Origin of the sequence: Marivita sp. GX14005 (assembly GCF_023370775.1) — a bacterium.
Taxonomy (GTDB): Bacteria; Pseudomonadota; Alphaproteobacteria; order Rhodobacterales; family Rhodobacteraceae; genus Marivita.
On the sequence record NZ_JAMCCQ010000001.1, the window covers coordinates 1,182,609 to 1,195,087 of the forward strand.

The window sequence follows — 12,479 nt, forward strand, 5'->3', positions numbered from 1 at the left end:
GCGGTGATGGAAAAACCTCTGGGCGTGATCCTGGCGGGCGGTCAGGCAAGGCGCATGGGCGGGGGCGACAAGGGCTTGCTCGAACTTGGCGGTCGGCCCCTGATGGCGCGGGTGATCGAACGGCTGGAGCCGCAGGTGCGCAAGCTCGCGATCAATGCCAATGGCGATCCAGCCAGGTTCGCTGCGTTCGACCTGCCGGTTCTACCCGACAGCGTGGCGGGCTTTCCCGGCCCTCTGGCCGGGGTTCTGGCCGGGCTTGATTGGGCGGCAGGCGAGGGGGCGGACGTGATCGTTACGGTCGCCGCCGATACGCCCTTCTTTCCTGCGGATTTGGCCGATTTTCTTGTGCGAGCGGCGGAGGGTATGGACCATCCCCTTGTTCTGGCGGCGACGCCACGCGGCAATGAAGCAACGAAATCGATGAGCCGTTCCGGGTTGGTGCGGCATCCAACCTTTGGTCTCTGGCCCGTCGCGCTGCGCGAGGATCTGCGAGAGACGCTCGAGGCTGGTGTGAGCAAGGTGGTTGTCTGGACCGAACGGCACGGGGGCCGTGAAGCGGTGTTCGGCAGGCGCGGGGGCGATCCATTCTTCAACGTCAACACGCCAGAGGATCTCGAAACCGCGCGGAGCATGTTATGAGGCTTTACGGGGTGACGGGTTGGAAGAACTCCGGCAAGACCGGATTGATGGAGCGGCTCGTGACGGAGATCACCGGGCGCGGCTACCGCGTTTCGACCGTCAAGCATGCGCATCACACTTTCGATATCGATCAGCCGGGGCGAGACAGCCATCGCCACCGGGTTGCGGGCGCGACCGAAGTGATGCTCGCCTCAAGCAATCGTTTCGCGTTGATGCACGAGCTGCGCGATGTGCCCGAGCCGAGCCTGGAGGAGTTGCTGGGTCGGATGCAGCCGGTCGATCTGGTGTTGATCGAGGGCTACAAGCGCGATCGTCATCCGAAGATCGAGGCACACAGGGCGGATACAGGCAATGGCCTGATCGCGCCCGGCGATACGACGATCCGCGCGGTCGCGAGCGATGTTTCCCTCGATCTGGACCGGCCGGTTTTCGATCTTGACGACACTGCGCGCATTGCCGATTTCGTCCTCGCCGAGGTGGGGCTTTGACCAGGTTCGACAGCTATACCGTGGTGGACTGGTCGGCAGGGCTCAGAGCGCCCGCGCGCCCGTCGCCGAATGCGATCTGGATCGGTTCCGTGCAGGACGGGGTTGAGCAGGAACCTGTCTATTTGCGCACTCGTATCGAGGCCGAGGCATGGCTGAGCGCCTTTATCGAGCGCGAGGAACAGGCTGGCCGCCGCGCGTTGATCGGGTTCGACTTTCCCTTCGGCTATCCGCAGGGATTCGTGCGCGCCGTGACCGGATCTGACGATCCGCTGGTTTTCTGGGATTGGCTCGGCGAACGGATCGAGGACGACGCGGAGGGGCGCAACAATCGCTTCGATGTGGCCGAAACCCTCAATGCCATGTTCACTGGCCCGGGGCCGTTCTGGGGCAAGCCGAACGAGGCACTGTGGCCGGAGATTCCCTATCGCAAGGCCGGTATTGCCTTTGATCGGGTTCCCGAACGGCGCCAGGCCGATTTGCGCGCGCAGGCGTCTTCGAGTTGTTTCCAGCTCTTTTTTAACCCCACCGTGGGTAGTCAGGCACTGATGGGGCTGCCCATGCTGTCCCGGTTGCGCCGCCGGGCGGGCGTGAAGGTCTGGCCGTTCGAGCGAATCGAGGATGCGCAGACGGTTTTCATTGAGATATGGCCCGGGCTGATCGAAGGGGCGGTCAAGGACGACGGTGATCCGATCCGTGATCGGGCGCAGGTGCGTTTGCTGTCGCGGGCTCTGGCGCATGTGGGGGAGGGGGAACTCCGTGCGATGTTGGACGATGTTCCCGATGGCGTGCGGCAGGAGGGGTGGATCCTTGGGGCGGGGCATGAGGCGCATCTCATGACCGCTGCGCGCCTGCCCGATTTGATGCCGCCCCCCCTGCGAAACGACTGCTTCGCGCTGCCGGCCGGGGTGGATTGGACGCCTGTGGACGATGCGCTCGCCATGCTGCGCGATCGGATGCGCCCGGTGGTCAAACCGCAAAGCGTTCCGCTTTTCGAAGCCGCCGGGCGTGTGCTGGCCACCGATCTGATCGCCTTGCGCTCCAACCCGTCGCATCCCAACACGGCGGTGGATGGCTACGGGTTCGGGGCGTCGGACATCGGCGACGGGCCGCAGATCCTGCCGCTCGTGCAGGGCCGTGCGGCAGCGGGTGCGCCGTTTGTCGGCGAATTGCCGCCCGGCCATGCGGTGCGTGTCTTGACCGGAGCGGATCTGCCGCAAGGGGTGGATACGGTCGTTCTGGACGAGGATGTTTCCGTCGGCGAGGGGCGCATCGCGTTTCACGGGCCGCTGAAACGCGGTGCGAACACCAGAAAGGCCGGCGAAGACGTCCCTGCCGGCGATGTCGCGCTGTCTGCGGGGCGTATCCTGACGCCTGCGGATTTGGCGCTCGCGGCGGCTGTCGGGCATGGTATCCTGCCGGTGTTCGAAAGGCTACGGGTTGCGATCCTGTCGACCGGGGACGAGATCGCGGAGCCCGGAACGCCTGCCGGGACGGGGCAGATCTATGACGCGAACCGGCCCATGCTTCTTTCATTGTGCCGGGATTTCGGTTTCGACACCGTCGATATGGGATGCGCGCGCGATGACCGGGAGATTGTTCGTCGCGCCTTGGAGCGCGCTGCGACGCAAGCCGATGTGATCCTGACTTCTGGTGGGGCATCAGCAGGGGACGAAGATCATCTGTCCGCCTTGCTTCGAGAGAGCGGCGCGATGCAGGAATGGCGCATCGCGCTCAAGCCGGGGCGTCCGCTGGCGCTTGGCATGTGGGATGGCACGCCGGTTTTCGGATTGCCGGGCAACCCTGTTGCCGCGCTGGTCTGCACGTTGATCTTCGCCCGCCCGGCGATGTGGGCGCTCGCCGGTGCCGGCTGGCGCGAGCCGCAGGGGTTCGACGTGCCGGCGGGCTTCGAGAAGCGAAAGAAACCGGGCCGGCGCGAATATCTGCGCGCGCGGATTCGGAACGGCCGGGCGGAGGTGTTCAAATCGGAAGGATCAGGGCGGATCAGCGGATTGAGCTGGGCGGAGGGGCTTGTCGAACTGCCTGACGGGGAGGCGCATGTCTCGCCCGGCGTTCCAGTGCGTTACATTCCCTTCGGATCGTTCTTCTAGCGCGGGCTTGGATGCGTCGACGCATCCAGTGTTTCCGTCAACGGAAACACCCCGGCTTTAGTCGAACGTGCCGGTGACACGGCCCAGCAGCATGAACGCGCGCGCGGTGCGCGTTCCGGCAAGCGCCGAGATATCTTCGTCGCTGGCATGTTCCTCGAACCGGGCAAAACCCTTGTCGAAGAGGCGGAGGAAGTGATGCGCGGCATCGCGGAAGATCGGATCCTGCTTCATCCGGCCAGCGGCAAGGGCCAGTGACGAGCGGTCGCGCACGCCGCCGAGCGCGGCGATCGTTCGGCCCCGTTCGCCCTTGGCAAAGCGGCGCCACAGCTCGGGACGGGCCATGTCGGGGCGCAGATCATCCATGTAGATACCGTCTTGGCTCAGCAGGGTCAGCACATCCTGCGCGGCCTGAACCAGTTGCGCGGAAGGACGGTCCTTGAGCGCGCGGCGCAGCGCGGCGAAGCCTTCCTGATCGTCGGCGGTTTCGGGAAAATGCAGCGCGCGGATGAAATCGGCGGTGGAGAGCGGTGGATGCAAGGCTTCCGCCGGGGTGCCAAGCGCGAGCGTCGGCTGATCGCCGGTTTCGGGATCGGGCGCAGCCGCCTGAACGGCGATCTGCGCGGCGCGGGTCGAGGTGAACATGGCCAGCGTGGTTTCGGCCTTTTTCTGCGCGTCCGCGATCTCCTCAAGCTTCTTGACGATGGACGGATGCGGCTGCTGATCGCGCCCGCCCGCCTGATTTTGCGTGATATAGGCGTGCCGGATCGCATCGATGGCGGTCTGCAGGCGCGTGCTCTCCTCGCGCATGATGCGCGACGCGCGCGCGCCAAGAGCGGCCACCCAGATCATTCCGACGGGGAAGAACACCACCATCATCACCAGCAAGAACCGTATTCCGTCCGCGCCTTCGCTATCGGCGAAAACGAAGAACAGCGTCGAGACGAGAAGCCAGACGACGCTGAGCGCGGCGGCCGTCATCTCGATCCCGCTGAGCCCCCAGGCGAAATCGGCATCGCGCTTCATGGCGGCATTCGCGCCGGGAGGGGCGTTTCGGTGCTGTGTCATCGTGGGCAAAACGCCATCAGATATACTCGATCTTCAACACTTCGTAGGATTTCTCCCCGCCGGGGGTGCGCACTTCGACACTGTCGCCTTCTTCCTTGCCGATCAAGGCGCGGGCGATGGGCGACTTGATGTTGAGCAGCCCCTTTTCGATATTCGCCTCGTGCTCCCCGACAATCTGCCAGGTCTTTTCTTCGTCGGTATCCTCGTCGACCAGTGTCACGGTTGCGCCGAACTTGATCGGACCGGACATTTTTGCCGGATCGATCACCTCGACCATGCCGAGGACACCCTCCAGCTCCTTGATGCGCCCCTCGATAAAGCCCTGCTTTTCGCGGGCCGAATGATATTCCGCGTTTTCTTTCAGGTCGCCGAGCTCGCGCGCCTCGGCGATTGCCTGGATCACGGCCGGACGCTCGACCGACTTGAGCGTTTTCAATTCGCTTTCGAGCGCGGAATGGCCCGCGCGGGTCATCGGTAGCTTTTCCATGAAGCGGTTCCCTCTTGATCGGCAGGGCAGCGCCCTGGCGCCGGTTCCTCGGCGCGGTCTAATCACGTCGTTTACGTTGACACAAGACTGACTCGACCCCGCGCGGAAACGCAAGAGGGCATGGGCCGTGAAGCGGTGAGGCGCGTGAAAAAATGCAGCGTTCATGCGTCTGGACGCGCTGCAACGCCGTGTCACAATTGACGGTAAAGCCCCTGCAAGGTAGCCAAAACCGCAAGAGCCGGAAGGCCGGGCATCATGGGAAGAGTTGCTATGAGCGAACAAACGCGCGAAACGATGGAATATGACGTCGTCATTGTCGGGGCCGGCCCTGCCGGGCTTTCGGCGGCCATCCGCTTGAAACAGCTCGATCCCGATCTGGAGGTCGTGCTGCTGGAAAAAGGCTCGGAAGTCGGGGCGCATATCCTGTCCGGCGCAGTGCTCGACCCGGTCGGGCTCGATGCGCTCATCCCGGATTGGAAGGAGAGGGGCGCCCCGGTGAACGTGCCGGTGACGCAGGATAATTTCTACCTGCTTGGCGAAGCAGGAAAAATCCGCGTTCCGAACTGGCCGATGCCTCCGCTGATGAACAATCATGGCAATTACATCGTGTCGATGGGCAACGTCTGCCGCTGGCTGGCCGAGCAGGCCGAAGACCTCGGGGTAGAGGTGTTCCCCGGCATGGCGTGTTCCGAGCTGGTATATGCCGACGATGGCAGCGTGAAAGGCGTCGTGGCCGGAGAATTCGGTCTCAATCCCGATGGCACGCCCGGTCCGGGATACGAGCCGGGGATGGAGCTTCATGCCAAATATGTGTTCCTTGGCGAAGGTGTGCGCGGCAGCTTGTCGAAGCAGGTGATCGAGAAATTCGATCTTTCAGCGGGAAAGGAGCCGCAGAAATACGGCCTCGGCATGAAAGAAATCTGGGAGATCGATCCCGACAAGCATCGGCCTGGCACCGTGACGCATACGATGGGCTGGCCACTCGGGCGCAATGCGGGTGGCGGTTCGTTCATCTATCATATTGACAATAATCAGGTTCTTGTCGGTTTCGTCGTTCATCTGAACTACGAGAACCCGTATCTGTATCCCTATATGGAGTTTCAGCGCTTCAAGCATCATCCGCTGGTCGCCGGCCTGCTCGAGGGCGGCAAGCGGGTCGCCTATGGTGCGCGGGCGCTTAGCGAGGGCGGCTACCAGTCGATGCCGAAGATGGTCGCGCCGGGTGTCGCCCTGCTGGGTTGTTCCGTCGGAATGGTGAACGTGCCGAGGATCAAGGGCAATCATAACGCGATGCTCTCCGGCAAGGCCGCCGCAGAGGCGGCGTGCGACGCGATCAAGTCAGGGCGCCGCTCGGATGAACTGACGGCTTACGAAACCGAAGTTCGCGATGGGGCGATCGGCCGGGATCTGAAGAAGGTGCGGAACGTCAAACCGCTCTGGTCGAAGCGGGGTCTTGCCGCGTCGCTCACGCTTGGCGGTTTCGATATGTGGACCAACCAGATCGGTTTTTCACTGCTTGGCACGATGAAGCATGGGAAGACCGATGCCGAAGCGACCGGCGAGGCCGCAAATTTCAAACCGATCGACTATCCCAAGCCGGACGGTAAGCTGTCTTTCGATCGGTTGACGAACGTGTCCTTCGCCGCAACCAATCACGAGGAAAGCCAGCCCTCGCATCTTAAGCTGAAGGACGACAGTATTCCCGTCGCGGTGAACTTGCCGAAATACGCCGGCCCGTCGCAAAGATATTGCCCCGCAGGTGTTTACGAATTCGTGAAGGCCGAAGATGGCAGCGATAAATTCGTGATCAATTTTCAGAACTGCGTTCACTGCAAGACCTGCGATATCAAGGATCCGAGCCAGAACATCGTCTGGACGGTTCCACAGGGAGGCGACGGGCCGAACTATCCGAATATGTAGGATTGAGCGGATTTTCGGCTGTTTCACCAAGGCTCGGTGGTTGTTTGTTAAGGGGTCGCGGGCTACCTTCGCTAAAGGTGTTATCCGTGGAGTCTGACATGATGCGTTGGCTATTGTGCCGGCATATCGCAATGATCGCTCTTCTGGGCTTCGCGTTCGCTTCGGGCGCGGGCGCCGGAACGTTGTCGGGCGATTATCTTGCCGGCCGGCAGGCCAGCTTCGATGGCGATATCGAAGCGGCTGCGCGTCATTACGGGCGCGCAATCATGCATGACCCGGAAAATCCTACGATACTCGAACGGGCCGCGCTGGCGGAGATTTCTCTGGGTAACATTCCACGCGCGGCGGAACTCGCAGTTGCGATCACCGGCGACGGACAGCGCAGCCAGGTTGCGCATATGGCGCTGGTCGCGCAAACCGCCGCAGACCAAGATTATGCCACGCTTGCCGAAATGTTGTCCGATCAACGCGGCGTCGGGCCGCTTGTGGATGGGCTTTTGCTGGCGTGGGCAACCCTCGGAACCGGCGATATGTCCGCCGCACTCGGCACGTTCGATGAGATCGCCGCCCAGCAGGGCATGCGAGGCTTCGCGCTCTACCACAAGGCGATCGCACTGGCTTCGGTCGGGGATTTCGAAGGTGCCGTCACGATTCTCGACCAAGCCGGCGCCAGCGGAATGCAAATGACGCGGCGCGGTGTGATGGCACATGCCGAAATGTTGAGCCAACTGGAACGAAACGAGGAGGCGCTGGCGCTGCTCGACCAGGTATTCGGTCAAGACCTGGATCCGGGGCTGCGCGACATGAAGTCCGCGCTGGAGGCTGGAACGGCCATGCCATTCACCCACATCCGAAGTGCGAAAGACGGGTTGGCGGAGGTGTTTTATACGCTTGCGGCGGCGCTCGCCACCGAGGCGAATGATGAATTTACCCTCTTATACGCACGCGTGGCCGAATATCTGCGGCCGAACCATGTCGATGCGATCCTGCTCACAGCCGGGTTGCTGGACGATCTCGGTCAATCCGAGCTCGCGGTGAAGGCCTATGGGCGCGTACCTGTGGACCACCCTGCCTACCATGCGGCAGAACTTGGCCGAGCAGCCGCGCTCAGCGATAGCGACAAGACCGATGCGGCCATCGAAGTGCTGGAGCGGCTTTCAAAAACCCACGCGAGCGAGCCGGTCGTTCACAGCACGCTCGGCGATATGATGCGCCGCCTGGAGCGCTACGAAGACGCGGTTTCGGCCTATTCGAGGGCGCTCGAACTTGTTGAGAAGCGGGGCGATACCGAGTGGTTTCTGCACTATGCCCGAGCAATAAGTTATGAGCGTATCGGCAATTGGGACAAAGCCGAAGCTGATTTCCGTGCGGCGTTGGAACTGAACCCCGAGCAACCCCAGGTTCTCAATTACCTTGGTTACTCCCTCGTCGAAAAGCAGATCAAGCTTGACGAGGCTCTGGACATGATCGAACGCGCCGCCGCCGCGCGACCGGAAAGCGGTTACATCATGGACAGCCTGGGATGGGTGCTCTACCGCCTCGGACGCTACGAAGAAGCGGTTACGCATATGGAGCGCGCAGCCGAACTGATGCCTGTCGACCCGGTCGTCAATGACCATCTTGGCGACGTGTATTGGGCCGTTGGCCGCAAGACCGAAGCCCGGTTCCAATGGCGCCGGGCGCTGTCTTTCGCCAGTTTCGGAACGAATGCCGAGGAAGTCGATCCCGACCGCATCCGCGCCAAGCTGAGCGCGGGGCTGGATAAGGTTCTAGCTGACGAAGGGAAGAAGCCCTTGCAGGTAGCGAATGGCAGTTCCGATTGAGGCACGTGCGCGTGCAAAGGTGAACCTGACTTTACACGTCACAGGGCAACGTGCTGACGGGTATCATCTATTGGATTCACTTGTCGTTTTTGCTGATATTGCCGATCGGCTCACATGCGTTCCAACGCAAGAAATGAGCTTGACCGTCGATGGCGCATTCGCATCGGGCGTTCCGACGGACAGTCGCAATCTGGCGTGGCGCGCGGCAGAGCTTGCCAATACGCCCTGTCATATCTCTCTAGAGAAAAACGTGCCACATGGCGCAGGGTTGGGGGGCGGTTCGGCTGATGCTGCCGCGGTTTTGCGTGCGTTCGACCGCCGCGATCTCGCGACGCAGCTTGGTGCTGATGTTCCTGTCTGTCTGTCCGACGCGCCGCAACGAATGCGCGGTATTGGGGAGCGCCTGCAGCGGCTTGACACGGTCCCGGGTTTTGCGCTCGTGCTCGTCAATCCGGACATTCACCTCCCGACCGCCGATGTGTTCAGAGCCTTGGCTCACAAGTCGGGAAGCCCGATGGATGCTTTGCCCGGACGGCCCGGGGAAGATTGGACAGACTGGCTCCGCCGGCAACGCAACGATTTGCAAGACGCAGCCCAGGGACTTGCGCCCGAGATCGGCGAAGTTCTCGGTGCCTTGAAGAATGCGAAGCTCGCTCGCATGACGGGTTCGGGCAGCACCTGCTTCGGTCTTTACCCGGATCTGGCCCAGGCACGACAGGCCGAAGCCGAGATTTCGCAAATTCACCCGAATTGGTGGGTTCGGGCCACGCGAACCCTTGGTAGCGTCAATTGACGCGGGCGATGACGTAATCCGCCAACTCGTCGAGCAGATCGCGAATCGGATGCGGCGGCAACTGCCGCAAAGCCTCACGCGCCGTTTCGATCCAGCAGAGTGCGTCTTTGCGCGTCGCCTCGAGCGTTCCGTGTTTGCCCAAAAGGCTCACTGCATGGTCGAGATCGCTTTCATCCTGCCGGCCTTTTTCGATCGTGCGTGACCAGAAGGCACGCTCGGTTTCATTCGCCGCAGCAACTGCCTTGATGACCGGAAGCGTCAGCTTGCGTTCCCGAAAATCATCGCCGATGTTCTTTCCGGTTGCGTCCGATCCCCAGTAATCGAGAAGATCGTCAACGATCTGGAACGCGATCCCCAACGCATCCCCGTAGTCGAACAGGGCTTTGACGATGGTTTCCTCCTGATCGGAAATAACGCCGCCGACCTCGGTTGCGGCCGAGAAAAGCGCCGCGGTTTTACCGCGAACGACCTGAAGATAAATCTCTTCCGTGGTGGCAAGATCCTGCGCTGCGGAAAGTTGCAGAACTTCCCCTTCGGCAATCGTTGCCGCCGCGTTCGAAAGAATATCGAGCACCCGCAAATTCCCAGTTTCAACCATGAGCTGGAACGAGCGGGCAAACAGATAGTCTCCGACGAGAACACTGGATTTGTTGTCCCAAAGCAGGTTCGCCGTCGGCCGACCGCGACGCTTTTCGCTCTCATCGACAACATCGTCATGCAGCAGAGTGGCGGTGTGGATGAACTCGACCGTCGCGGCGAGCTTGATATGATCGGGCCCGTCATAGCCGCACATGCGTGCTGCCGCGAGGGTCAGCATCGGGCGGAGCCGCTTTCCCCCGGCTTCGACCAGATGCGCGGTAACTTCCGGAATTCGAGGCGCGTGGCGCGAACTCATGCGCGTGCGGATCAGGCTGTTCACCTGCTCCAGGTCATCGGCGAGCAATTCGGCAAGGCGGTCGTGGGGTTTTACGGCGGGCATGTTCAAGGGCATCACCATTGCTTCATCACGGCTCGACAAATTGGGCCGCGTGTTCCTAAATCCAGGTCATGGAAGAGCTTTTGCGAACAAATGATATCACACTCATCCCGCTCGCCCGTGCCGTTCTCGCGGATGAGGGTATAGACAGCTTTGAATTGGACGTAAACATGAGCGTTCTCGAAGGATCGATCGGCATTTTGCCGCGTCGGCTCATGGTGCGGTCAAGCCAGATCGATGTCGCACGAAAGGTTCTGCGCGATTATGGTGTGACGTTTGAGGATTGAGCCTTTCACAACCGCGGAATTAAGCCGGGATAATTTTCTCGGCGGCGCGCTGCAGCTTTGGCAACCGAAACATGGATATCGCGCCGGGGCAGATCCGGTTCTATTGGCGGCATCGATTCCGATCCGGTCGGGAGAGACGGTTCTCGAACTCGGCTGCGGTGGCGGGGCGGCTTTGGCCTGTCTGGCGGCGCGGGTTCCTGGAATCGTCTGCTATGGGGTGGACATTCAACCGGGCTATGCCGCGCTGGCCCAGCGGAATCTGGATGAGAGCGGCGCGAGGGGATTGGTGTATTGCGCGGATATAAACGCGCTTCCCGCCGCGGTGAAATCGCTGCGATTCCATCACGTGATCGCAAATCCGCCCTATTTCGAAAGCCCCCACACCAAGCCGCCGATTGCCGCAGACCGTGCGTTTGCGCGTTCAGGGGTAGTGCCGCTGGCAGAATGGGCAAACGTCGCCTCCCGGCGTCTGAGACCCGGCGGAATGGCCACGTTCATTCAGCGCGCCGAACGTCTGCCTGAGTTGATGGCCGCCTTTCGCGAAACGCTTGGGGCGCTGGAGCTTTGGCCGATACAGCCAAGGGCCGGTCGTTCAGCAGGGCTCTTTTTTCTCAGAGGTCGGAAAACGCGCCGAGCGGCGTTCGTTTTGCATCCACCGCTCATTCTGCACCGGGGGGACCGACACGAGAGCGACGGCGATTCGTATACCGAAGGTGTTTCGAAGGCGTTGAGGCAGCCTGAACCGCTTCGGTTTCCGGGCGAAAGGCGCGACGAATCGTGGCAATGTTAGCGGTAATTTACCGAAGCTTCCGATGTCGCGTGACAGAATTGAAAATCTGTGGTGGACTGGACGAGCACCAGCCACAGGAGGATCTTATGAGCTTGACTTCACACCTTCAGGAATTGAAGCGGAAGCACCAAACCCTGTCTGAAGAAGTCGAACAGGCGCAGCGCGCGCCGGGAACCGACGGTCTTGCCATTGCCGAAATGAAGAAACAGAAGCTGCGGCTCAAGGAAGAGATCGAACGCCTGTCCTGAATATATCCGGCCCGGTTCGAGCCGGTGCCTGATACCAATGTAAAAGGCCCGCGCATATGGCGGGCCTTTCTGCGTTGAAACCCCCGGAGATCAGACGAAGAACTGGCCACCATTCGCCGATATGGTCGAGCCGTTTATGAACCCGGCATCGTCGGACGCCAGAAATGTCACGCAGCGTGCGATTTCTTCGGGCTCCCCAAGCCGGCCGGCAGGGATTTGGGCGATGATCGAGTCGCGCACCTTTTCGGGCACGGCCATCACCATTTCCGTGGCGATATATCCGGGGCAAATGGCGTTTGCCGTGATACCCGCCCGCGCGCCTTCCTGCGCAAGCGATTTGACGATGCCAAGATCGCCCGCTTTCGTGGCAGCATAGTTGACCTGCGCGAACTGACCCTTTTGCCCATTGATCGAGGATATCACGATCACGCGGCCGAATTTGCGTTCGCGCATACCCGGCCAGATCGGATGTATCGTATTGAATACCCCTGTCAGATTGGTATCGATCACCTCTTTCCAAGCCTCGGGAGTCATCTTGTGGAAGGGCGCATCGCGGGTAATGCCCGCATTGGCAACCACGACGTCGATCGGACCGAGATCGGCTTCGACCTTGGCGATGCCCTCTTTCGAGGCTTCGTAATCAGCCACATTCCACTTATAGGTTCTGATCCCGGTCTCCTCGGTAAACTTTGCGGCCTTCTCGTCGTTTCCGGCGTAGGTCGCGGCTACGTTGTAGCCATCCGCCTTCAAGGCTTTGGAAATCGCCTCGCCGATGCCGCGGCTGCCGCCGGTCACTAGAGCTACTCGTGCCATGATGTCTCCTCTCAGGCCTGTGTGTCTTGGTAAGGTTGTTAT

Annotated in this window: 13 protein-coding genes; 9 read left to right on the forward strand and 4 right to left on the reverse strand. The window is 61.4% G+C overall.

All coding sequences use genetic code 11. The annotated features are described in order from the left end of the window. The first annotated feature begins 6 nt into the window (after positions 1-6). From mobA to M3465_RS05855, 3 genes are read left to right on the forward strand one after another with little or no spacing between them, the layout of a single operon-like run. Entirely contained in the window at positions 7-639 is a 633-nt protein-coding gene (mobA, locus tag M3465_RS05845; RefSeq protein ID WP_249500760.1) for a molybdenum cofactor guanylyltransferase MobA, read from the forward strand. Beyond that, a complete protein-coding gene (mobB, locus tag M3465_RS05850) occupies positions 636-1,127 on the forward strand; it encodes a molybdopterin-guanine dinucleotide biosynthesis protein B (RefSeq protein WP_249500761.1) in 492 nt (163 codons plus the stop codon). The genes mobA and mobB overlap by 4 nt, the downstream gene beginning before the upstream one ends. Then, positions 1,124-3,235 carry a molybdopterin-binding protein gene (locus tag M3465_RS05855; RefSeq protein ID WP_249500762.1) on the forward strand — a complete coding sequence of 704 codons (2,112 nt, stop codon included), beginning with the start codon at positions 1,124-1,126 and terminating at the stop codon, positions 3,233-3,235. Before mobB ends, M3465_RS05855 begins: the two co-directional genes overlap by 4 nt. Positions 3,236-3,292: 57 nt before the next feature. On the opposite strand, the gene M3465_RS05860 is transcribed toward M3465_RS05855, so the two are convergent. Both M3465_RS05860 and greA read right to left on the reverse strand, forming a co-directional pair. Continuing rightward, positions 3,293-4,258 (reverse strand): hypothetical protein, encoded by a 966-nt coding sequence (locus M3465_RS05860; RefSeq protein WP_249500871.1) that lies wholly within the window; start codon positions 4,256-4,258, stop codon positions 3,293-3,295. Between the two features lie 58 nt (positions 4,259-4,316). Beyond that, positions 4,317-4,787 carry a transcription elongation factor GreA gene (gene greA, locus M3465_RS05865; RefSeq protein WP_249500763.1) on the reverse strand — a complete coding sequence of 157 codons (471 nt, stop codon included), beginning with the start codon at positions 4,785-4,787 and terminating at the stop codon, positions 4,317-4,319. 270 nt (positions 4,788-5,057) lie between these two features. Here greA and M3465_RS05870 point away from each other — a divergent pair, with 270 nt between their 5' ends. The 3 genes from M3465_RS05870 (at position 5,058) to M3465_RS05880 (ending at position 9,323) form a co-directional block, all read left to right on the forward strand. Continuing rightward, complete coding sequence (locus M3465_RS05870; RefSeq protein ID WP_249500764.1) at positions 5,058-6,707, forward strand: electron transfer flavoprotein-ubiquinone oxidoreductase; 1,650 nt, start codon at positions 5,058-5,060, stop codon at positions 6,705-6,707. A gap of 98 nt (positions 6,708-6,805) precedes the next feature. Beyond that, positions 6,806-8,530 carry a tetratricopeptide repeat protein gene (locus M3465_RS05875; protein ID WP_249500765.1) on the forward strand — a complete coding sequence of 575 codons (1,725 nt, stop codon included), beginning with the start codon at positions 6,806-6,808 and terminating at the stop codon, positions 8,528-8,530. Then, complete coding sequence (locus M3465_RS05880) at positions 8,514-9,323, forward strand: 4-(cytidine 5'-diphospho)-2-C-methyl-D-erythritol kinase (protein ID WP_249500766.1); 810 nt, start codon at positions 8,514-8,516, stop codon at positions 9,321-9,323. The genes M3465_RS05875 and M3465_RS05880 overlap by 17 nt, the downstream gene beginning before the upstream one ends. Here the strand turns inward: M3465_RS05880 and M3465_RS05885 are convergent. Further along, positions 9,316-10,314 carry a polyprenyl synthetase family protein gene (locus M3465_RS05885; RefSeq protein WP_249500767.1) on the reverse strand — a complete coding sequence of 333 codons (999 nt, stop codon included), beginning with the start codon at positions 10,312-10,314 and terminating at the stop codon, positions 9,316-9,318. The two genes, M3465_RS05880 and M3465_RS05885, sit on opposite strands and share 8 nt — an antisense overlap. Before the next feature lie 56 nt (positions 10,315-10,370). Here M3465_RS05885 and M3465_RS05890 point away from each other — a divergent pair, with 56 nt between their 5' ends. The 3 genes from M3465_RS05890 (at position 10,371) to M3465_RS05900 (ending at position 11,624) form a co-directional block, all read left to right on the forward strand. Next, positions 10,371-10,586: a putative signal transducing protein gene (locus M3465_RS05890; protein WP_249500768.1), complete on the forward strand. Its 216-nt coding sequence runs from the start codon at positions 10,371-10,373 to the stop codon at positions 10,584-10,586. 103 nt (positions 10,587-10,689) lie between these two features. After that, positions 10,690-11,376 carry a tRNA1(Val) (adenine(37)-N6)-methyltransferase gene (locus M3465_RS05895; RefSeq protein ID WP_349305024.1) on the forward strand — a complete coding sequence of 229 codons (687 nt, stop codon included), beginning with the start codon at positions 10,690-10,692 and terminating at the stop codon, positions 11,374-11,376. 86 nt (positions 11,377-11,462) lie between these two features. Then, positions 11,463-11,624, forward strand: coding sequence for a YdcH family protein (locus M3465_RS05900; protein ID WP_249500770.1), 162 nt, complete (start codon positions 11,463-11,465; stop codon positions 11,622-11,624). Between the two features lie 90 nt (positions 11,625-11,714). Here the strand turns inward: M3465_RS05900 and phbB are convergent, their stop codons facing one another. Continuing rightward, positions 11,715-12,437 carry an acetoacetyl-CoA reductase gene (gene phbB, locus M3465_RS05905; protein WP_249500771.1) on the reverse strand — a complete coding sequence of 241 codons (723 nt, stop codon included), beginning with the start codon at positions 12,435-12,437 and terminating at the stop codon, positions 11,715-11,717. Positions 12,438-12,479: the final 42 nt, after the last annotated feature.

What these genes read in the sequence shown, in the direction of transcription:
- mobA (WP_249500760.1), top strand. Translation starts at nt 7, where the DNA reads ATGGAAAAACCTCTGGGCGTGATCCTGGCGGGCGGTCAGGCAAGGCGC.
- mobB (WP_249500761.1), top strand. Translation starts at nt 636, where the DNA reads ATGAGGCTTTACGGGGTGACGGGTTGGAAGAACTCCGGCAAGACCGGA.
- M3465_RS05860 (WP_249500871.1), bottom strand. Translation starts at nt 4,258, where the DNA reads ATGAAGCGCGATGCCGATTTCGCCTGGGGGCTCAGCGGGATCGAGATG.
- greA (WP_249500763.1), bottom strand. Translation starts at nt 4,787, where the DNA reads ATGGAAAAGCTACCGATGACCCGCGCGGGCCATTCCGCGCTCGAAAGC.
- M3465_RS05870 (WP_249500764.1), top strand. Translation starts at nt 5,058, where the DNA reads ATGAGCGAACAAACGCGCGAAACGATGGAATATGACGTCGTCATTGTC.
- M3465_RS05875 (WP_249500765.1), top strand. Translation starts at nt 6,806, where the DNA reads ATGATGCGTTGGCTATTGTGCCGGCATATCGCAATGATCGCTCTTCTG.
- M3465_RS05880 (WP_249500766.1), top strand. Translation starts at nt 8,514, where the DNA reads ATGGCAGTTCCGATTGAGGCACGTGCGCGTGCAAAGGTGAACCTGACT.
- M3465_RS05885 (WP_249500767.1), bottom strand. Translation starts at nt 10,314, where the DNA reads ATGCCCTTGAACATGCCCGCCGTAAAACCCCACGACCGCCTTGCCGAA.
- M3465_RS05890 (WP_249500768.1), top strand. Translation starts at nt 10,371, where the DNA reads ATGGAAGAGCTTTTGCGAACAAATGATATCACACTCATCCCGCTCGCC.
- M3465_RS05900 (WP_249500770.1), top strand. Translation starts at nt 11,463, where the DNA reads ATGAGCTTGACTTCACACCTTCAGGAATTGAAGCGGAAGCACCAAACC.
- phbB (WP_249500771.1), bottom strand. Translation starts at nt 12,437, where the DNA reads ATGGCACGAGTAGCTCTAGTGACCGGCGGCAGCCGCGGCATCGGCGAG.